Annotated in this window: 21 protein-coding genes; 4 read left to right on the forward strand and 17 right to left on the reverse strand. The window is 52.6% G+C overall.

Translation table 11 applies throughout. The annotated features are described in order from the left end of the window. Nucleotides 1–12 precede the first annotated feature (12 nt). From hisP to pdxB, 15 genes are all read right to left on the reverse strand, one after another. Nucleotides 13–786: a histidine ABC transporter ATP-binding protein HisP gene (hisP, locus tag GPJ68_RS17125; protein WP_043017062.1), complete on the reverse strand. Its 774-nt coding sequence runs from the start codon at nt 784–786 to the stop codon at nt 13–15. Between the two features lie 13 nt (nt 787–799). Further along, nucleotides 800–1,507 (reverse strand): histidine ABC transporter permease HisM, encoded by a 708-nt coding sequence (gene hisM, locus GPJ68_RS17130; protein WP_003028116.1) that lies wholly within the window; start codon nt 1,505–1,507, stop codon nt 800–802. Beyond that, a complete protein-coding gene (locus tag GPJ68_RS17135; RefSeq protein ID WP_016153853.1) occupies nt 1,504–2,190 on the reverse strand; it encodes a histidine ABC transporter permease HisQ in 687 nt (228 codons plus the stop codon). Before GPJ68_RS17135 ends, hisM begins: the two co-directional genes overlap by 4 nt. Nucleotides 2,191–2,376: 186 nt before the next feature. Next, nucleotides 2,377–3,159: a histidine ABC transporter substrate-binding protein HisJ gene (hisJ, locus tag GPJ68_RS17140; RefSeq protein WP_003028120.1), complete on the reverse strand. Its 783-nt coding sequence runs from the start codon at nt 3,157–3,159 to the stop codon at nt 2,377–2,379. Nucleotides 3,160–3,406: 247 nt separating this feature from the next. Further along, a complete protein-coding gene (gene argT / locus GPJ68_RS17145) occupies nt 3,407–4,189 on the reverse strand; it encodes a lysine/arginine/ornithine ABC transporter substrate-binding protein ArgT (RefSeq protein WP_006683634.1) in 783 nt (260 codons plus the stop codon). Nucleotides 4,190–4,477: 288 nt separating this feature from the next. Then, on the reverse strand, nt 4,478–5,047 hold the full coding sequence (locus tag GPJ68_RS17150) for a UbiX family flavin prenyltransferase (RefSeq protein WP_104651199.1): 570 nt from the start codon (nt 5,045–5,047) through the stop codon (nt 4,478–4,480). A 95-nt stretch (nt 5,048–5,142) separates the two neighbouring features. After that, complete coding sequence (gene purF / locus GPJ68_RS17155; RefSeq protein ID WP_005129677.1) at nt 5,143–6,660, reverse strand: amidophosphoribosyltransferase; 1,518 nt, start codon at nt 6,658–6,660, stop codon at nt 5,143–5,145. Between the two features lie 33 nt (nt 6,661–6,693). Then, nucleotides 6,694–7,182, reverse strand: coding sequence for a colicin V production protein (gene cvpA / locus GPJ68_RS17160; protein WP_005129678.1), 489 nt, complete (start codon nt 7,180–7,182; stop codon nt 6,694–6,696). Between the two features lie 221 nt (nt 7,183–7,403). Beyond that, nucleotides 7,404–8,066, reverse strand: coding sequence for a cell division protein DedD (gene dedD / locus GPJ68_RS17165; protein WP_016153857.1), 663 nt, complete (start codon nt 8,064–8,066; stop codon nt 7,404–7,406). Then, nucleotides 8,056–9,324 carry a bifunctional tetrahydrofolate synthase/dihydrofolate synthase gene (folC, locus tag GPJ68_RS17170; RefSeq protein ID WP_180836886.1) on the reverse strand — a complete coding sequence of 423 codons (1,269 nt, stop codon included), beginning with the start codon at nt 9,322–9,324 and terminating at the stop codon, nt 8,056–8,058. The genes dedD and folC overlap by 11 nt, the downstream gene beginning before the upstream one ends. Before the next feature lie 192 nt (nt 9,325–9,516). Next, a complete protein-coding gene (gene accD / locus GPJ68_RS17175) occupies nt 9,517–10,431 on the reverse strand; it encodes an acetyl-CoA carboxylase, carboxyltransferase subunit beta (protein ID WP_016153859.1) in 915 nt (304 codons plus the stop codon). 149 nt (nt 10,432–10,580) lie between these two features. Further along, nucleotides 10,581–11,240, reverse strand: coding sequence for a DedA family protein (locus GPJ68_RS17180; RefSeq protein ID WP_016153860.1), 660 nt, complete (start codon nt 11,238–11,240; stop codon nt 10,581–10,583). A 24-nt stretch (nt 11,241–11,264) separates the two neighbouring features. Next, nucleotides 11,265–12,077, reverse strand: coding sequence for a tRNA pseudouridine(38-40) synthase TruA (truA, locus tag GPJ68_RS17185; protein ID WP_016157050.1), 813 nt, complete (start codon nt 12,075–12,077; stop codon nt 11,265–11,267). Further along, on the reverse strand, nt 12,077–13,090 hold the full coding sequence (locus tag GPJ68_RS17190; protein WP_016157051.1) for an aspartate-semialdehyde dehydrogenase: 1,014 nt from the start codon (nt 13,088–13,090) through the stop codon (nt 12,077–12,079). The genes truA and GPJ68_RS17190 overlap by 1 nt, the downstream gene beginning before the upstream one ends. Before the next feature lie 67 nt (nt 13,091–13,157). Continuing rightward, on the reverse strand, nt 13,158–14,294 hold the full coding sequence (gene pdxB / locus GPJ68_RS17195; protein WP_016153863.1) for a 4-phosphoerythronate dehydrogenase PdxB: 1,137 nt from the start codon (nt 14,292–14,294) through the stop codon (nt 13,158–13,160). Between the two features lie 108 nt (nt 14,295–14,402). On the opposite strand from pdxB, the gene flk reads away from it, so the two are divergent. Next, on the forward strand, nt 14,403–15,404 hold the full coding sequence (gene flk, locus GPJ68_RS17200) for a flagella biosynthesis regulator Flk (RefSeq protein WP_016153864.1): 1,002 nt from the start codon (nt 14,403–14,405) through the stop codon (nt 15,402–15,404). Here the strand turns inward: flk and GPJ68_RS17205 are convergent. Together GPJ68_RS17205 and GPJ68_RS17210 are read right to left on the reverse strand one after the other, a co-directional pair. Further along, nucleotides 15,401–16,579, reverse strand: a complete 1,179-nt coding sequence (locus GPJ68_RS17205) for an MFS transporter (RefSeq protein ID WP_088583049.1) — start codon at nt 16,577–16,579, stop codon at nt 15,401–15,403. The genes flk and GPJ68_RS17205 overlap by 4 nt on opposite strands. A gap of 179 nt (nt 16,580–16,758) precedes the next feature. Then, nucleotides 16,759–17,136 (reverse strand): hypothetical protein, encoded by a 378-nt coding sequence (locus GPJ68_RS17210; RefSeq protein WP_016157053.1) that lies wholly within the window; start codon nt 17,134–17,136, stop codon nt 16,759–16,761. A gap of 173 nt (nt 17,137–17,309) precedes the next feature. Here GPJ68_RS17210 and GPJ68_RS17215 point away from each other — a divergent pair, with 173 nt between their 5' ends. The 3 genes from GPJ68_RS17215 to GPJ68_RS17225 all read left to right on the forward strand — a co-directional run bounded on the left by GPJ68_RS17215 (nt 17,310) and on the right by GPJ68_RS17225 (nt 18,609). Continuing rightward, nucleotides 17,310–17,561, forward strand: coding sequence for a helix-turn-helix domain-containing protein (locus GPJ68_RS17215; RefSeq protein ID WP_016153867.1), 252 nt, complete (start codon nt 17,310–17,312; stop codon nt 17,559–17,561). Between the two features lie 155 nt (nt 17,562–17,716). Then, entirely contained in the window at nt 17,717–18,085 is a 369-nt protein-coding gene (locus GPJ68_RS17220; protein WP_016153868.1) for an NlpC/P60 family protein, read from the forward strand. Continuing rightward, nucleotides 18,085–18,609, forward strand: a complete 525-nt coding sequence (locus tag GPJ68_RS17225) for a YbjP/YqhG family protein (protein ID WP_047416323.1) — start codon at nt 18,085–18,087, stop codon at nt 18,607–18,609. Before GPJ68_RS17220 ends, GPJ68_RS17225 begins: the two co-directional genes overlap by 1 nt. The last annotated feature ends 48 nt before the right edge of the window (nt 18,610–18,657 follow it).

Genomic DNA, 18,657 nt, shown 5'->3' on the forward strand with positions numbered 1-18,657 from the left:
CGGGCAGGTGACTTACTTCAACGAACCTTTGAGGAACTGCTGCAAACGCGGGCTTTGCGGATTACCAAATACCTGCTCCGGATCGCCCTCTTCTTCAATCTTCCCCTGATGCAGGAAAATCACGTGCGTGGAGACATGACGGGCAAACCCCATTTCGTGGGTCACGACCACCATGGTTTTTCCCTCTTCGGCCAGTTGTTGCATAATGCGCAGCACTTCGCCCACCAGCTCCGGGTCAAGTGCCGACGTGGGTTCATCAAACAGCAACACTTCCGGTTCCATCGCCAGCGCACGAGCAATGGAGACACGCTGCTGCTGACCACCGGACAGATGCACCGGATATTTTCCCTGAGCGCGCTCATCAATACCCACTTTCGCCAGATACTTCACCGCACGTTCGCGAGCTTCCTGCTTGCTCAGCCCCAACACCTGGATCGGCGCTTCCATCACGTTTTCCAGCACCGTCATGTGGCTCCACAGATTAAAGTGCTGAAAGACCATCGTCAGTCGCGTGCGCAGCAAGCGCAGCTGATTTTTGTCTGCAACCTTAAGCTGGCCGTCTTTGTCGCGTACCAGACCAATGTTCTGACCACTGACGACAATCGACCCGGCGCTCGGTTTCTCGAGAAAGTTAATGCAGCGCAGGAAGGTACTTTTACCGGAACCTGACGAGCCAATAATACTGATAACATCACCCGCATTGGCCTGCAGCGATACCCCTTTCAGCACTTCATGTTCGCCGTAGTGCTTATGTAAATCGATAACGTTTAATTTATTTTCAGACATCGTGTTACTCGAATCATTTAGAGGATACATGCTGCAACCAGCGTTTTTCCGCTTTACGGAACAGACTGATCAGGACATACGAAATAATCAAATACAGAACAGCGGCAATACCGAAGGCGGTAAACGGCTGATACGTTGCCGAGTTGATATCGCGGGCGATTTTCAACAAATCAGGTACCGTTGCGGTAAACGCCAGCGCCGTGGAGTGCAGCATTAAAATAACTTCATTGCTGTATGCCGGCAGCGCAATACGCAGCGCGGAAGGCAAAATAATGCAGCGATACAGTTTAAACGACGAGAAACCGTAAGCGCGCGCGGCTTCAATCTCACCATGGGGTACGGAACGAATAGCCCCGGCGAAAATCTCCGTGGTATAGGCGCAGGTATTCAGCGTCAGCGCCAGCACGGTGCAATTTAGCCCACTGCGGAAAAACGCGTTGAGGAAGTCCGTGCCTTTGACTATCTCCAGCGTATACATCCCGGAATAAAACACCAGCAACTGGACGTACAACGGCGTCCCACGAAAAATATAGGTGAACAGCCAGATGGGAAACTGGATAAATTTATTACTGGAAACACGACCAATTGCCAAAAACAGCGCCAGTATCCCGCCCATCACCACCGATGAAATCAGAAGCCACAGGGTGATAGCCACGCCGGTGTAGCGATACCCGTCGGTCCACAGCAGGGACTTCCAGTATTCCTGAATAATCTCAATCACAGGTCAGCCCTCTTCACACCCACGGAATAGCGGCGCTCAAGGTACAGCAGCACACCATTAGAAACAGTGGTAAACACCAGATAGATGACCCCGCACACTACGGCAAAATAGAACGGCTCCCAGGTACTTTTTCCGGCAAGCTGAGTGGCTTTCACCACGTCTTCCAGGCCGAGCAACGATACCAGCGCCGTGGCCTTAAGAATGACCTGCCAGTTGTTGCCAATTCCCGGTAAGGCATAGCGCATCATCGCCGGGAACATAATGCGGCGAAATATTTGAGAACTGGTAAAACCGAATGCCGTCGCGGCTTCAATATGGCCTTTTGGCACGGCCATAAATGCGCCACGAAATGTTTCGGTAAAATAGGCTCCGTAGATAAACCCGAGCGTAATAATACCCGCGACCATCGGATCGATATCAATCTGGCTGATACCGATTGCATCGGTAAGGGTATTCAGCGCGATTTGTAATCCGTAAAAGATGAGCAGCATTAAGACCAGATCGGGCACGCCGCGGATAAGCGTTGTGTACCCTTCGAAAATAAGCGCCAGCGCCCGGCTTTGCGACAGCTTAGCTGCCGCGCCGACAAGGCCTATCAGAACCGCCAGTACCACCGAGCTAAGTGCCAGCTCCAGCGTAACAATTGCGCCCTGTAAAATAACACCTGAAAAGCCATACAACATGCTGCCTGTCCTGTCGTGTGTGGTGGAGTAATAAGCCTCTTTTGATTTTAGACAAACTGTTAAATGCGGGATGGCGGCTTTGCCTTATCCGGCCTACAAAATCGCTGTAGGCCGGATACGCGCAGCGCCATCAGGCATAAATTCAACACGTCAAAAATCTACGGGCTTTATCAGCACCTGCGGTGATTAACCGCCATAAACATCAAAATCGAAGTACTTTTTCGCCAGCTTCTCGTAAGTACCGTCAGCTCGCATCTCGGCAAAGGCTTTGTTCAGTGCTTCGCGCAGTTCGTTATCATCTTTGCGCAGCCCCATACCGGTACCCACGCCGAATAACTTCTCATCTTTTACAGATGGGCCGCCGAATTTGTAATCTTTACCGACCGGCTGTTTCAGGAAGCCTTCGCTGGCCGCGACTTCATCCTGGAATGCAGCATCAATACGCCCGGCAGTCAGGTCAGAATAGATATTGTCTTGCCCCTGATAAGAGACAATTTCAATGCCTTTTGGCGCCCAGTGCTCGTTGCCGAAGGTTTCCTGAGTCGTGCCCTGCAGCACGCCAACACGTTTACCTTTCAGCGACTCAATGGTCGGCTGAATAGCAGAATCTTTAGCGACAACCAGACGCGAGTCGGCTGCATAAAGCTTGTCGGTAAAGGCGATTTCCTGCTGACGTTTTTCAGTGATGGAAAGCGAGGACATAATCGCATCGATTTTCTTCGCTTTTAACGAAGGGATAAGCGCGTCCAGCGGGTTTTCCACGAAGGTACATTGTGTATTGATACGTTTGCACAGCTCTTTAGCCAGATCGATATCAAAACCGACTAATTCACCCTGTGCATTTTTCGATTCGAACGGCGCATAAGTAGGATCGGTACCGATACGAATTTTTTGCGGAATGGCTGCAAATGCTGCGGTAGCACTGGAGAAAGCCAGGACCAGAGAAAGAGACAACACCAGTTTTTTCATAACTATCCTCAACAGACTGTCTTTTATAGGGGATCTTTACAGGACCAGGTGCAGTTATCGTGCCATTAATCGGGCCGACAAGGCAAAGCATTCTACCCTGTCGGCGGTATTTATTTGCATGAAAAGCGCTTAAGTATGCACTCATGCTTATTAAGACAGCGACAAAAGCACCAAAACAGTGCACTGAATTTATTATGCACCGTAATGGTTACCCGCAATGGTGCAGTCCATTCCCCGTTGCGGCGTATTAATCGCCGTAGACATTGAAGTTAAAATACTTGCTCGCCATTTTGTCGTAGGTGCCGTCTTTGCGCAGTTCGCCCAGCGCTTTATCGAAAGCAGCTTTCAGCTCTGCATCATCTTTGCGCAAGCCAATCCCGGTGCCGTCACCAAAGTATTTTTTATCTTTCACCGACGGACCAGCAAAGGCGTAGTCCTTACCGGCAGGCTGCTTCAGGAAGCCTTCGCTGGCCGCGACTTCATCCTGCAACGCCGCGTCCAGACGACCCGCTGTCAGGTCAGAATAGATAAGGTCCTGGTTCGCATAGGCCACTACATCTACGCCTTTGCTGCGCCAGTTGTCATTAGCATAGGCTTCCTGAGTCGAGCCTTGCAGTACGCCAACATGTTTACCTTTGAGGGAATCAAGAGTCGGTTGAATTGGGGAACCTTTCGCGGCGATCAGACGTGAGTCTGCTGCGTAAAGCTTGTCTGAGAACGCAATCTCTTGCTGACGCTTCTCAGTAATTGAAAGCGAGGAGATGATGGCATCAATCTTTTTCGCTTTCAGCGACGGGATCAGCGCGTCAAAGTCGCTGGCTACCCAGGTACATTTGATCTGCATGCGCTTACACATCTCATTTCCCAGATCGATATCAAAGCCGACAAAGTCGCCTTTGGCATCTTTAGAGGAAAAAGGTGCGTACGTTGTATCTGTACCAATACGAACCGTCTGCGGAAGTGCTGCGTAGCTGGCCGCGGTGGCGGAGAGTCCTACCAGCAAAGACAAAGCAAGAACCGTCTTCTTCATACATAACCCTCAAGTGGCGTAATTTTATTATGTTTTACGTTGTGTTGTGTGTTTGCAGACTTTTTCATGCAGGTCTTATGCCATTTTCGCGTCGATGAGGATATTCGACGTTAAATATGTTAATAAAACGTTGCAATAATGTCCTGATTTTGAAGATAGCAGGTCTGACGGTTGAACCGCAGCGTTTCGTTGAGTTTTAACGAATTAAATGTTGAGGATATGATCGCGGTTACAAAATTGCCCTGAAACAGGGCAACGGATGTTTCTTTGCACGCTGATGGAACGGTTTTACGCCCCTTGCCAGCGGGTGAACAGATCCTGTGGAAGGGAGATATCAAACTGGTCGAGTACGCGGTTAACCGTTTGATTAATCACATCATCTAGCGTTTGCGGGCGATGATAGAATGCCGGGACTGGCGGCATAATCACCGCGCCAATTTCTGCCGCCTGCGTCATCAGTCGCAGATGCCCCAGATGCAGGGGCGTTTCACGCACGCACAGCACCAGCGGGCGGCGTTCTTTCAACACCACGTCTGCCGCACGGGTAAGCAGCCCATCGGTGTAACTGTGGACGATGCCTGAAAGCGTTTTGATTGAACAAGGTAATATTACCATTCCGACGGTCTGAAAAGAGCCGGAAGAGATACTGGCGGCGATATCGCGCGTATCGTGATTTACATTCGCCAGTGCCTGCACGTCGCGTACAGAGAGGTCTGTTTCCAGCGCCAGCGTCTGTCGGGCAGCAGCACTCATCACCAGATGGGTTTCCACATCAGTAACGTCACGCAAAACCTGCAGCAGGCGCACACCATAAATCGCGCCACTGGCACCGCTAATCCCTACAATGAGTCGTTTCATTTTTTCGCCCTTACTTGCTTCAGGGCTGACTTTGCAGGTTTTTATGCGCAGTTGCAAGTCAGTCCACTCTATGTGTCCTGACCTGCAACAGAACATTACCCTTCGTTATGCATCTCGAGGTTTTCCGCTTCGTTCTGACGCAAAATTGCTTTGGCATCGTCATTACGCAGGGAGTCAAGGAAATCGAGATATTGCTGGTCGACGTCTTTGGTGACGTACACGCCGTTAAACACTGAACATTCAAACTGCTGAATATCCGGGTTCTCAGCGCGGACCGCTTCAATCAGATCGTTCAGATCCTGGAAGATAAGACCGTCTGCACCGATTATCTGGCGAATCTCGTCCACTTCGCGACCATGAGCAATCAGCTCCGTCGCCGTAGGCATATCGATACCATAAACGTTCGGGAAGCGAATTTCCGGGGCCGCAGAGGCCAGATACACTTTCTTCGCTCCGGCTTCACGCGCCATCTCGATAATCTGTTCCGAGGTGGTACCGCGCACGATGGAGTCATCCACCAGCAGCACGTTTTTATCACGGAATTCCGCACGGTTGGCGTTCAGCTTACGGCGCACGGATTTACGGCGCAACTGCTGGCCGGGCATGATAAAGGTACGGCCCACGTAGCGGTTTTTCACAAAACCCTGACGGTACGGCTTACCGAGAATACGGGCAATTTCCAGCGCGATATCGCAGGAGGTTTCCGGAATCGGGATCACCACGTCAATGTCCAGATCTTCCCACTCGCGAGCAATTTTTTCGCCAAGCTTGGTCCCCATATTTACACGGGCGCTGTAGACGGAAATCTTGTCGATAAAGGAGTCAGGACGTGCGAAGTAAACGTATTCAAACAGGCACGGATTGCTGACCGGGTTATCGGCACACTGGCGAGTAAACAGCTGACCTTTTTCGGTGATATACACCGCTTCGCCAGGTGCAACATCGCGCAGGAATTCAAAGCCCAGCGTATCCAGCGCCACGCTCTCGGAGGCCACCATATACTCGGTACGACCATCCCCGATATCGCGTTTACCCAGTACCAGCGGACGGATACCGTTAGGATCGCGGAAAGCAACCATACCGTGGCCGATAATCATCGCCACGCAGGCATAGGCGCCGCGGATCTGGCGGTTGGTTGCCGCAATAGCAGCAAAAATATTATCGGCTTCCAGCGGATAATGGCGGAAGTTATCCAGCTCGCTGGCGAAAATATTCAGCAAAATTTCAGAGTCTGAAGTGGTATTGATGTGGCGGCGCTTTTCTTCAAACAGCTTTTTACGCAGCTCATGCGCATTGGTCAGGTTGCCATTATGGGCAAGCGTGATGCCATACGGTGAGTTGACGTAAAAAGGTTGAGCTTCGGAGGCGCTGGAGCTGCCAGCCGTTGGGTAACGCACATGACCGATGCCCATATTGCCCTGCAAACGCTGCATATGGCGCGCTTCAAAAATATCGCTCACCATTCCGTTTGCTTTACGCAAGCGGAAGCAGTTGTTGGCATCAATGGTGATGATGCCTGCGGCATCCTGACCACGATGCTGGAGCACCGTTAACGCGTCATAAATCGACTGGTTTACCGGCATAACACCGGCGATACCGACAATACCGCACATACGTCTTTTCCTCGTTCAGCAACAACCCAAAGTTTATACTTTGGGCAAGAAACTTGACGAGCTTTGCAGATAGTCAAAGAACCATCTGATGATGAAACTGAACTGCGGGATCAGCTGCGACTTGCTCCAGTCTTCACTTTTCGACAGACCGGTAAAGGTATCGAGAAAGAACAGTATGGCGGCGACGATCAGCGCTCCTCGCAGAGCACCAAAGCAGATCCCCAACACCCTGTCAGTACCCGACAGGCCTGTTTTCTCTACCAGTTGGCCTATCACAAAGTTAACGATAGCGCCGACGATAAGTGTCGCGATAAACAGTATCGCGATAGCAATCCCATTTCGAACGAGTTCGTCTTCAAAGCCCGTAAACCAGACAGACAGGTAAGTGTAGTAATGGCTGGCGACAAAGAAAGCACAACCCCAAGTCACCAACGATAATGCTTCACGAACAAAGCCACGGATCAGGCTAACCAGACAGGAAAAACCAATCACCGCGATAATGGCGTAATCAATCCAGACCATAAGTGTCCCACGATTTAACGCCCTGTCGTCCTGTTCGGGGCGCATTCTAACAGAAAAAGAAAACGTTTGCGTAGGGATTTCCTTTCCACGCGTAAATAAAAATGGCGCTGAAAAAATCTTCAACGCCATACCGTTTTATGCCTCTTCGGGCACTGCCGGATAGCGGTAAAAACGCCCTATCCGGCCTGAATTAAGAGCAACGCCGTGAACAGCGCAATCCCTTAATTAGGGGTGTACCCCATCACTACGCCACTCAGACCAGAGATCTTCTGCAGCTCGCCCAGCGAGTTCTTCAGCTTATCTTTGGAGGCGTCAGGTCCTACGAGAATACGGGTTATTTTACCCTGCACCGGCGTTGACGGGGAAGTATATACCCGGAAGCCCGCGCCACGAAGTTTACCCACGATCTCATTGACCTTATCCGCATTTTTCAGCGCACCGAGCTGTACAACGTAGGCTTTGCCGGTTGGAGCTGGCGGTTCCACCGCGGCCGGTTTCGGCGCTGGAGCCGGTGCTGGCGTCGGAGCGACGGCAACCGGCTGCGGCTTCGGTTTGGGTTTCGGCTGTTCTACAGGCGCGGGGACAGGATCTAACTCCGCGCTGTTTGCCGTCGTCAAACGTGACGGATCCAACGATGGCGCGGCAGCATCACCCGCGCGAACCTCTTCTGCCGCCCCTTCCGGCGGCTGCGTCGGCAGCGCCTGCGTTGCTGCAGGCATCATGTCTGGTTCATCGCGATCGCCGGGTTTCGGCACCAGCGGGATCGCCGCAAACTCATCCTGATAATGCTTTTTCTGCCCGTCAAGCAGCCCGGGGAGCACAATTACCCCCAGCGCGACCAGCACAATTGTGCCGACTAATCGATTCTGAAACTTACTCGCCACCGCTTCTCCCCACGTCTATCACTTCCATGACATGTGCGACAGTGTGAAACGATCCACACACCAACACGGTATCTTCTGGCTTCGCCTCAGCTAGCGCTGCAGACCATGCCTGCGCCACGCTGTCATAGGCATAGCCTTTGCCCAGATGCTCCAGCAGTTGTTCTGCAGTAGCACCACGCGGCCCTTCCAGGGGCGCACAGTACCAGGCGTCAACCACGCTTTTTAGACAGGCTAACGTACCGGCAATATCTTTATCATGTAGCATACCGATAACCGCAAGTACACGCCCGCTTTTCACTAATTTTTTCAGACGGCCGGTCAGATACTCCGCCGCATGCGGGTTATGGGCAACATCAAAAATCACCCGCGGCGACTCGCTCACAATCTGGAAGCGCCCCGGTAAAATCGCCTGTTCAATACCGTCACGAATAGCCTGCTCGCTGACGTTAAGCCCGCTTGCGCGCAGTGCTGCCAGTGCGGTAGCGGCGTTAGGTTGCGGGACCTGCGGCAACGGCAGGTGCGCCAACGTACCGTGATCGTCCGTAAAGGACCAGTCGTTCTCCGTGACCGCATAGCGCCAGTCCACGCCGCAGCGTTGCAAAATCGCCCCGCTCTCTTGCGCAACATCGGCGATGGTGTAAGGCATTTCCGGTTCACCGACGATAGCCGGTTTCTCTGCACGGAAAATTCCCGCCTTCTCACGACCAATGCTTTCGCGATCCGGGCCCAGCCAGTCAGTATGGTCAAGCGCAATGCTGGTGACCACCGCAACATCGGCATCCACGATATTGGTCGCGTCAAGGCGACCGCCTAACCCAACTTCCAGGATGACGACATCCAGTTGGGCCTGTTTAAACAACCAGAGCGCCGATAAGGTACCGTATTCAAAGTAGGTCAGGGAAATGTCGCCACGCGCGTCTTCAATCTCAGCAAACGAGGCGGTATGCGCTGATTCCGGCAGTTCACGCCCCTGCACGCGTACGCGTTCCGTGTAGCGTACCAGATGCGGCGAACTGTAAACGCCAACTTTATAACCTGCTGCGGTCAGCACAGATTCCAGCGTACGGCAGGTTGTGCCTTTCCCGTTGGTTCCCGCCACCGTAAAAACAAATGGCGCGGGTTTCAACACACCCAGTTTGCGCGCCACCTGACTTACGCGTTCCAGGCCGAGATCGATGGTTTTACTGTGTAGGTTTTCCAGATAAGAAAGCCACGATGCCAGGGGCGACGCGGCTTGAGGAATACGTTTATTGTCCATGATGGCTGTAGATTCTTTACGTTGAGAAAAGCAAAAGGGCAGCACCAACCGGCCTGCCCTTTTTTACACGTTGTTTTTCACGTTGCAGATGCGTTGGCTGTGCTCGCTCACCCGAATCACTTACCTGTGTAAGCTCATCGGGATCAACTCTCTTATCGCCTGCCTGCAACCCGAAACCCATAGAGTAAACTATCAGGCCTCTGATTCCTGATCGGGAACCGGAGGTACCACCTCGCCTTCACGCGGCTCATCCGGATTCGGCGTAGGAAGATTCATCAGCTTCGCCAGAATGCTTGCCAGTTTCAGGCGCATTTCCGGACGGCGGACGATCATATCGATAGCGCCTTTTTCAATCAGGAACTCGCTACGCTGGAATCCCGGCGGCAGTTTCTCACGTACGGTTTGCTCGATAACACGCGGACCAGCAAAGCCGATCAGTGCTTTCGGTTCTGCAATGTTGAGATCGCCCAGCATCGCGAAGCTAGCAGAAACACCGCCCATTGTTGGGTCGGTCAGTACAGAAATATACGGTAAACCGCGTTCCTGCATTTTCGCCAGCGCGGCAGAGGTTTTCGCCATCTGCATCAGAGACATCAGCGCTTCCTGCATACGCGCCCCGCCAGAAGCGGAGAAGCAGATCAGCGGACAGTTATCTTCCAGCGCCTGCTCAACGGCACGGACAAAACGCGCGCCGACCACAGAGCCCATGGAGCCGCCCATAAACGCGAACTCGAATGCAGCAGCAACGACCGGCATACCGTGCAGCGTGCCTTTCATTACCACCAGCGCATCTTTCTCGCCAGTTTCTTTCTGCGCAGAAGCCAGTCTGTCTTTGTACTTTTTGGAGTCACGAAACTTCAGCACATCTTTCGGCTCAAGCTCGCTACCCAGTTCCACAAGAGAACCTTCATCTAACAGGCTATGCAGGCGATTGCGCGCCGACATGCGCATATGATGGTCACACTTCGGACAGACCTCAAGATTACGTTCCAGCTCAGCACGGTATAAAACCTGACCGCAGCTATCACACTTGGTCCACACCCCTTCAGGAATGCTTGCCTTGCGGGTGGGAGTAATGTTGCTTTTAATTCGTTCAATCCAGCTCATTGGTGACCTTTCTGCCTGAACCCTAGTCAGCTTTGTTATAAGGGGCGCATAATGCCATTTTTGCCCCTAACAGACCATGAATGTTGCACATTAAAACATAACAGCCCGAAACTTTGGATAAAAAAGTGGTCGAACCGCTGAGTTACTTTCTATTTTGCAGCCCGTGACGCAGCGCGTTTATGGCGAATCACTTCAATTATGCCCGGCAATACGGAAAGGACGATGATCGCCACAATCAGTAATTTCAGGTTTTCCTGAACGATCGGCAGATCGCCGAACAGATAGCCTGCATAGGTGAACAGCAATACCCACAGCAGCGCGCCTGCGACGTTATACATCGCAAAATGACGGTAGGACATGTGTCCCATACCGGCAACAAACGGTGCAAATGTACGCACGATAGGTACGAAACGCGCGAGGATAATCGTTTTGCCGCCATGACGCTCGTAGAACGCATGGGTTTTATCCAGGTAACTGCGACGGAAAATTTTAGAGTTCGGGTTACTGAAGAGTTTTTCACCGAACAAACGGCCAATCGTGTAGTTCACCGCATCGCCGATAATAGCCGCCACAATCATCAACATCACCATCAGATGAACATTGAGATCGTTAGTTGGCAGCGCAGAAAGCGCGCCAGCGACAAACAGTAGCGAGTCTCCCGGCAGGAACGGCGTCACCACCAGCCCGGTTTCGCAGAACAGGATCAGAAACAGAATCGCGTATACCCAGATACCGTATTCCGCAACCAGCTCCGCCAGATGCACATCAATGTGCAGGATAAAATCGATAAGAAAGTAAATCAGGTCCATAGTTTTGCCTTTATACGACTCAAATTAGTCCGCCAGAAATAGCGGGCCCATAGGCGGTTTTGGCAGGTCGAACCGTTCCGGGTAATCTACTGCAACCAGATACAATCCTTCCGCTTTCGCCGTTGCCGCTGCCAGCGTTCTGTCCTTCGCCGCTAGCAGTTCTGCTATCCAGCTCTCCGGCTGGTTGTTGGCGCCTACTTCCATCAGGCTGCCGACAATATTCCTGACCATATGATGTACAAAGGCATTCGCTTTAATATCCACCACCACATATGCACCAAAACGTTCAACGTTAATGTGCATCACGTTACGCCACGGTGTGCGCGACTGACACTGCACCGCCCGAAACGAAGTAAAATCATTTTCGCCAATCAAACACTGGGCCGCACGATGCATACGCTCAGCGTCCAGCGGTTCATAGTAATGGGTTACCCCTTTACCTAAAACCGCAGGGCGCAACCGATGATTGTAGATGATGTAGCGATAACGGCGAGCCGTGGCGCTAAATCGGGCATGGAAATCATCGGGTACAGCTTTCACCCAGCGCACAGCAATGTCACCAGGTAAATTCGCATTTACCCCCAGTGTCCAGGCTGCATCTTTACGCTGGGCAGTCGTTTCAAAGTGCACGACCTGCCCTGTGCCATGAACGCCCGCATCCGTGCGTCCCGCACAAAAGACAGTGATGCGTTCATTCGCCACCTGAGAGAGCGCTTTTTCCAGTTTTTCCTGAACGCTACGCACTTCGTTCTGGCGCTGCCAGCCATAATATTTGCTGCCGTCATACTCAATGCCCAGCGCAATTTTATGGGTTGACGGCTGTTGCAGGTCAGACATTAGTACAGGTACTCCTGCACCAGTTTTTCCGCAATTTTAACCGCCATCAACGCGCCGCCAAAGCGTACGTTGTCTGCCACAGACCAGAACTGAACCTGTTCCGGCATCCCGTAATCGTTATGCACACAGCCAACTGAAAGGTGCGGAGTACCTGACGCATCGCCAACCTGCGTCGGGATATAGGTCTCTTCTGACAACACTACGTCCTCACCGCGTGAAAACGCATCACGTGCTTCTTCCGCCGCCAACGGACGCAGAGCTTCAAAATTCACCATCTGTGCGTGGCCATAAAATACCGGCGACTGCACGATGCTGGCGGAGATAAGTAGCCCGTCGTCCTGCATAATTTTGCGCACTTCATCGACGATACGACGCTCTTCGCGCACGCTACCTTCGCGATCCGGCAGCAGCGGCAGCATGTTGAACGCCAGCTGACGGCCAAAGAAATCGTCATCGTCAATCGGGATGCCGTTCAGTAGTTTCGCGCTCTGTCCGGCAAGCGCATCTACGGCTTTTTTACCGTGAGCGGAAGCGGAAATAATATTGGTCACCGTAATACGTGACAGCCCGCCGTCATCAATTAGCGGCTTCAGCGCAGACAGCAGTTGGCTGGTCAGGCTGGAAGGGACCGCAATCACATTGCGGTTGCGGTAATCCGCCAGTACGAACGGGTTAACGTCCGGAACCACCAGCGGAACGTCCGGCTCAAGCGCGAACAGGCCACTGCTGTCGATAACCAGGCAACCGGCATTGGTCGCTTCTTCCACCCATGCGGCGGTGGCTTCAGCGCCCGCAACAAAAAATGCCAGTTGCGCCTGCGTCCAGTCAAAGTCTACAACGTCCTGAACAAGGACCGATTTACCGTTAAAACGCAGATGCTCACCTGCGCTTTCATTACGCGCCAGCGCATAAATTTCACCGACCGGGAACTGGCGTTCAGCCAGCGTATCGAGCAGGGCTTCGCCTACGGCGCCCGTTGCGCCCAGAATGGCAATATTCCAGCCTTCAGACATGGTGATTTACTCCAGAAATACGTAAGCGTCCCTGTCGCATTATTCGACAGGGAGCATTAAGAAGACATTAATGTGCCGGGTGATAAACAGCGTTAAAACCTAGCTTACACAGCAAGGCAGCAGCCGTTGCGTCGTCACACATCACGTATAAAGACGACCATTCACGGCGCTCAAGATAATTTTTACGCAGCTTATCAAACTCACCCGGAATTCCAGCGACTTTACGCAGCGGCGCATCATCGCGGCGCACATCATACACTAAATGCACCAGCCTTTTCAGCGTTGGCTGATCTAACGGGCCATGCAGTGTGATACGACCAAATTCCGGCGCAGGTAACAGGGTATTGAGCGCAACGTGTTGTTCGCGACCAATAAACTTGCTAAAAGCCTCAAAGACCTGCGTGGTGCCGCGCGCTTTTCCTTCCAGGGTATACCCGGCAATGTGCGCCGTGCCGATATCGGCTTTCTCCAGCAATGCCACATTGAGATCCGGCTCCCCTTCCCAGACATCCAGCACGACGCTCAGCGACTGCCCGGCATTCAATCGGTTCAGCAATGCCGTATTGTCGATGACTGGCCCGCGGCAGGCGTTGATCACAATGGTGCCCGGCTTCAGCCGGCTAATCAGCGCATCATCTGCCAGGTGCAGCGTTTTGTACGGTCCGTCTTTAAACAGCGGCGTATGGAAAGTCAACACATCGGCTTGCTCTACCAGTTCGTCCAGCGAGCGGAAATCTCCCTCGTCACCGCGATCGGCTCGCGGCGGATCGCACAGCAGCGTGCGGATCCCCAGTGCTTCCAGACGTGCCTGCAAACGGCCGCCCACATTGCCCACGCCTACGATGCCTACAGTACGATCGCGTAACGCAAACCCGTCGCGCTCCGCCAGCATCAGCAACGCTGAAAAAACATATTCTACGACCGCAATCGCGTTACAGCCGGGCGCTGCGGAAAAGCCGATCTTCGACTGCGCAAGCCAGGCTTCATCCACATGGTCCGTGCCTGCGGTTGCCGTGCCGACAAATTGAACCGGTTTTCCGCTAAGCAGTGATTCATTTACTTTCGTCACCGAGCGCACCATTAAGGCATCCGCATCATCCAGTTCGGCAACGGGAATCGGGCGACCGGGAACCGCTTTGACCTCCCCCAAACGACTGAACAGTTCGCGGGCATAGGGCATATTTTCATCAACGAGGATTTTCACGTCTTTCGCACCTGTTTGAGAACGAGAGTTAACCGGGCAAGTGTGCCATAATCTCGCCGCCAGGCATACTGCGAGACCTGGTCAGCACAGATTTAAGGAACAGAGATGATGCAGCCCATTTCAGGTACACCCGCACGCCCTCCCGGCGAAGGCCAAAATGCCCCTTCTGCTGCGGGTGAACAACCGTTATCCACACAACAACGTACCGTGCTGGAACGACTGATTACCCGTCTGATTTCACTCACCCAACAGCAAAGCGCCGAGGTGTGGGCCGGAATGAAGCACGATCTGGGCGTCAAAAGTGATACACCGCTGCAATCACGTCACTTTCCTGCCGCGGAGCAAAACCTGAATCAGCGGCTGGGTGTTGCTCAGCAAAATCATGCTAATCGTCAGGTTCTCTCACAGCTCACTGAATTACTGAGTCAGGGAAATAACCGCCAGGCGGTAAGTGATTTTATCCGTCAGCAGTATGGGCAAACGGCGCTCAGCCAGCTCACGCCTGAGCAGTTGAAGAACGTGCTCACGCTGCTGCAACAAGGGCAGCTTTCTATACCGCAACCGCAACAGCGCCCGGCCACCGATCGTCCGTTATTACCCGCAGAGCACAATACGCTGAACCAGTTGGTTACCAAACTGGCGGCGGCCACGGGAGAGTCAGGTAAGATGATCTGGCAGTCAATGTTAGAGCTGTCTGGCGTAAAAAGCGGTGAGCTGATCCCCGCCAAACAGTTTACTCATCTGGTCACCTGGCTGCAGGCGCGCCAGACGCTCAGCCTGCAAAGCGCCCCGACGCTACAAACGCTCCAGGCGGCCCTGAAGCTGCCATTAGAGCCGAATGAGCTGACGGCAATAAAAGAGTACGCGCAGCAGACGTATCAGATCCAACCACAAACGATTCTGACCACGGTGCAGGTGCAGGACTTGCTGAATCAAATCTTCCTGCGCCGCGTAGAACGGGAACGCGAGCTAAACGATCCGCGCCATCTTCAGCCTATTTACAGCCCGTTCGCGCCGATGATTGAAACGGTTAAATCTCTGTCGGCACGACCGGGATTGCTGTTTGTCGCGTTAATGATCGCATTAGCCATTTTCTGGCTGGTCGCTTAACCTTTGCTCAGCGTAAGCAGCGTCACGACAATCCCCACCACGGCGGATATCGCTCCGGCAAGGAATACCGAGGGATAACCGTACGCGGTGGCCAGCACCCCGGCGACCGGGCCGCTTATGCCGTAGGAGATATCCTGAAACGCGGCGTAACCGCCCAGCGCCGTACCGCGAACCTGCGCGGGCACTCGCTTCACAACCTCTACGCCCAATGCCGGGAAGATAAGCGAACATCCTGCCCCGGTTAATGCCGCCCCGAGCAGCGCAATCCATGCTGATGGGGCCTGCCACAGCAGAATCAGCCCCGCGGTTTCAACCAGTAAGGAGACAACGGCTACCTTCACGCCTCCGAACCGATCCGGCATCCAGCCAAACAGAATGCGCATCAGCACAAACGCCCCACCAAACGCGGTCAGGGTGAACCCCGCCATCGTCCAGCCGTTGCTGACAAAATAGAGTGAAATAAACGTACCGATCACCGCAAAACCAACGCCCTGCAGCGCCAGGCCCAGGCCCGGTTTCCAGATAAGCCCTACCACGCTCCATAAAGAAGGGCGTTCTCCTGCATGAGCAGGCACTTTGCGAACGGTGCCGTTGAATGCCCATGCCAGCAGCGGTAATACCATTGTCGTTCCCGCCAGCGCCGCGAAGCCAAAGTGGCTATGGATTAGCAAGCCCAGCGGCGCACCGGCGGCCAGCGCACCGTAAATAGCCATCCCGTTCCACGACATCACCTTACCCGAGCGTGTTGGACCGACCAGCCCAAGCCCCCAGGTCAGCGTTCCGGTGAGCAGTTGGCTTTCGCCAAAACCGAGGATCAAACGCCCGACGATTAACAATGCAAATTTTACAGGGACAGAGACAGGCAATAGCGCGGCTAACAACCACGCCGCACCCGCCAACCCACAGGCAAACATCCCCTGTAGCGCCGAACGTTTGGCGCCATATTGATCGGCTAAGCGCCCGGCGTAGCCGCGCGTTAATACCGTTGCCAGAAACTGTACGCCTACGGCGATACCAACCATGGTGTTGCCATAGCCCAGCTCCTGATGCACAAACAGAGGAATAACGGGCAAAGGTAGGCCGACCGTCATATAGGTCAGGAAAACTGCAAAAGCGATACGAAACAGCGAAAAGTTCGCCGAAGGTGTTTTTTCTTGTTGGGTTACAGCTGTCATGCGTTACTCCAAAATGCAGAGTAAGGCGAGGAATGTCCACGCCCCCTCTACCTGACTTTCAGGATTAAGGTGCGTTGGATAACGTTAAACGCTTACGCATTATCAGATAGATAATGTTGAGTGCGAAGTCTGCCTGTGAGCCACTAAATTTGTCAACCCTGAAATCTCACCAGGTCGGTTCACGGTAAAGACGACTTTTCGTCGAATAAAAAAGGAAATACCGCATCAATTCCTTTTGTGCCAAACAGTCCGGTCACCTGCTTGCGCTGCCCCGGCGTCAGCAGTCTGAACATCATATCCCAGATCTCTTTCGGTTCCGCTTCCTGTACGGAACGGCTCTCTAAGGCCAGCACCTTTTCAGTTTCTTTCAGGTAAGGACGGAGATACAAAGGGAAAATGGAGATATGAAACTCCTCAGCCTTTGATTTAACACGTTTGCGCTTCACGCCCTCTTTGCCTTCACTGTACATGTTTAAACGGGAACGAACCGCAGGCGCGCTTCCTGGAAACCCCGGTAATTCAAGACATTCCTTTACCGTGAACCACTCTTTTGCCATTAGTTTCTTTCCTTTCTGCCTGTGGAATAAAAAATATTTTTTCTTTTGCGCGAAATTTCAGTTTTATTCTGGCAATATTCCAGTGACCAAAAAGAAAGTTACATTCTTTTGTTTCTCTGGTTTATACCCTGAAAAATATCGGCGCCGATAACACATTTCCTTAGGATTACAGAATGGAACACAAAAGCCAAGACTGGCATCGTGCAGATATTAAAAGTGCACTGGAAAAAAAAGGAATCACGCTCAGAGATCTTTCTCGTGCGGCTGGATTATCGCCCGATTCACTGCGCAATGTATTTACCCGAAGCTGGCCCAGAGCGGAGCAGATCATTGCGCAGGCGCTCGAAACCTCGCCAGACGTGATTTGGCCGTCACGCTATCCACGCCAGCAGCCAGAGGATAAAACAAGTAATACTGAATATTAAATAGATCACTCGTAATTTATCGAGCATATAAATTAATAAATATCCCAGCTTAATATATTGAGAATATTAATAGCACTATTTGCCATTTCCAATTGCGTAAATACTGTTAAAGCATCACGTAATTGCTATTACGTATGTTATTAACAGGAGTCGTTATGAGTTGGGATAAAAAGGTGGCGGTCAATTACGCCAAATCGCACGCGAGTTCACATTCACAAGGGCGCTGTGCGGAATATACCCGCAAAGCTGTTCAGGCAGGCGGCGTTACTCTTGGGCGCACTTACCATGCCAAAGATTATGGTCCGATGCTGAAAAACGCCGGTTTCAGCGCCATTGGCGCGCTTGAAGAGCCGCGCGAAGGGGATGTCATCATCATTCAACCTTATGCTAATGGAAACCCGAGCGGTCACATGGCGATATATGACGGTCATGACTGGTATTCCGACTTCAAACAGCGAGACATGTGGGCCGGTCCGGGTTATCGGACCGCAAAGCCGTCATACACCATTTACAGGAAGAAGTAATGAAAGCCTTTCCACTGATTGTTCTCATCCTGTTGATTTGTGGCTGTACCCCTTCTCACCGTGACAGCACGCAGGATGTGAAACAGTTCTATCTTTCGTGGATGAAGAACTACACTCAGGATCCGGATGCGCCCCGCGAAACATCAGCATTACTGCAACGCTATGTCGCCAAAGAGGTTATCGGGCGTCTGGCGCTAATTGATACGCTTTATGAGCAGGAGATCGTGCAAGCGGACTACTTTATGTATGTGCAGGATTACGCACCGGCATGGATCCCGCTGTTGCGGGTTGGACAGGCGCAGCCATTCCTCGGCGGTGAAAAACTGAACCTGCAGTTAGGCACTGAGTCAGCCCCTATTCAACTGGAGGTATATACCCGTTGGGAGGAAGAACGGTGGAAAATTTATCGTGTCCGGGACGCGGGTCGTCATTACGAGCAGCCCATTTACAATGCCGGAGAGATTACGCGAGCCAGAGCATGGTCTGCTGAGATCGCGCCGGAATACGAAAAAATGCCGAATTAAACACAGTAAAAAGGGAGCCTGTTGGCTCCCTTTTTTCGTATTCAAGCT

It is taken from the genome of Citrobacter sp. 172116965, from assembly GCF_013458095.1.
In the GTDB taxonomy this organism is placed as follows: Bacteria; Pseudomonadota; Gammaproteobacteria; order Enterobacterales; family Enterobacteriaceae; genus Citrobacter; species Citrobacter braakii.

What these genes read in the sequence shown, in the direction of transcription:
- GPJ68_RS17205 (WP_088583049.1), bottom strand. Translation starts at nt 16,579, where the DNA reads ATGACAGCTGTAACCCAACAAGAAAAAACACCTTCGGCGAACTTTTCG.
- cvpA (WP_005129678.1), bottom strand. Translation starts at nt 7,182, where the DNA reads ATGGTCTGGATTGATTACGCCATTATCGCGGTGATTGGTTTTTCCTGT.
- GPJ68_RS17180 (WP_016153860.1), bottom strand. Translation starts at nt 11,240, where the DNA reads ATGGACCTGATTTACTTTCTTATCGATTTTATCCTGCACATTGATGTG.
- truA (WP_016157050.1), bottom strand. Translation starts at nt 12,077, where the DNA reads ATGTCTGACCTGCAACAGCCGTCAACCCATAAAATTGCGCTGGGCATT.
- GPJ68_RS17210 (WP_016157053.1), bottom strand. Translation starts at nt 17,136, where the DNA reads ATGGCAAAAGAGTGGTTCACGGTAAAGGAATGTCTTGAATTACCGGGG.
- folC (WP_180836886.1), bottom strand. Translation starts at nt 9,324, where the DNA reads ATGGACAATAAACGTATTCCTCAAGCCGCGTCGCCCCTGGCATCGTGG.
- GPJ68_RS17220 (WP_016153868.1), top strand. Translation starts at nt 17,717, where the DNA reads ATGAGTTGGGATAAAAAGGTGGCGGTCAATTACGCCAAATCGCACGCG.
- argT (WP_006683634.1), bottom strand. Translation starts at nt 4,189, where the DNA reads ATGAAGAAGACGGTTCTTGCTTTGTCTTTGCTGGTAGGACTCTCCGCC.
- GPJ68_RS17215 (WP_016153867.1), top strand. Translation starts at nt 17,310, where the DNA reads ATGGAACACAAAAGCCAAGACTGGCATCGTGCAGATATTAAAAGTGCA.
- hisJ (WP_003028120.1), bottom strand. Translation starts at nt 3,159, where the DNA reads ATGAAAAAACTGGTGTTGTCTCTTTCTCTGGTCCTGGCTTTCTCCAGT.
- GPJ68_RS17190 (WP_016157051.1), bottom strand. Translation starts at nt 13,090, where the DNA reads ATGTCTGAAGGCTGGAATATTGCCATTCTGGGCGCAACGGGCGCCGTA.
- flk (WP_016153864.1), top strand. Translation starts at nt 14,403, where the DNA reads ATGCAGCCCATTTCAGGTACACCCGCACGCCCTCCCGGCGAAGGCCAA.
- GPJ68_RS17135 (WP_016153853.1), bottom strand. Translation starts at nt 2,190, where the DNA reads ATGTTGTATGGCTTTTCAGGTGTTATTTTACAGGGCGCAATTGTTACG.
- hisP (WP_043017062.1), bottom strand. Translation starts at nt 786, where the DNA reads ATGTCTGAAAATAAATTAAACGTTATCGATTTACATAAGCACTACGGC.
- accD (WP_016153859.1), bottom strand. Translation starts at nt 10,431, where the DNA reads ATGAGCTGGATTGAACGAATTAAAAGCAACATTACTCCCACCCGCAAG.
- GPJ68_RS17225 (WP_047416323.1), top strand. Translation starts at nt 18,085, where the DNA reads ATGAAAGCCTTTCCACTGATTGTTCTCATCCTGTTGATTTGTGGCTGT.
- GPJ68_RS17150 (WP_104651199.1), bottom strand. Translation starts at nt 5,047, where the DNA reads ATGAAACGACTCATTGTAGGGATTAGCGGTGCCAGTGGCGCGATTTAT.
- purF (WP_005129677.1), bottom strand. Translation starts at nt 6,660, where the DNA reads ATGTGCGGTATTGTCGGTATCGCCGGTGTTATGCCGGTAAACCAGTCG.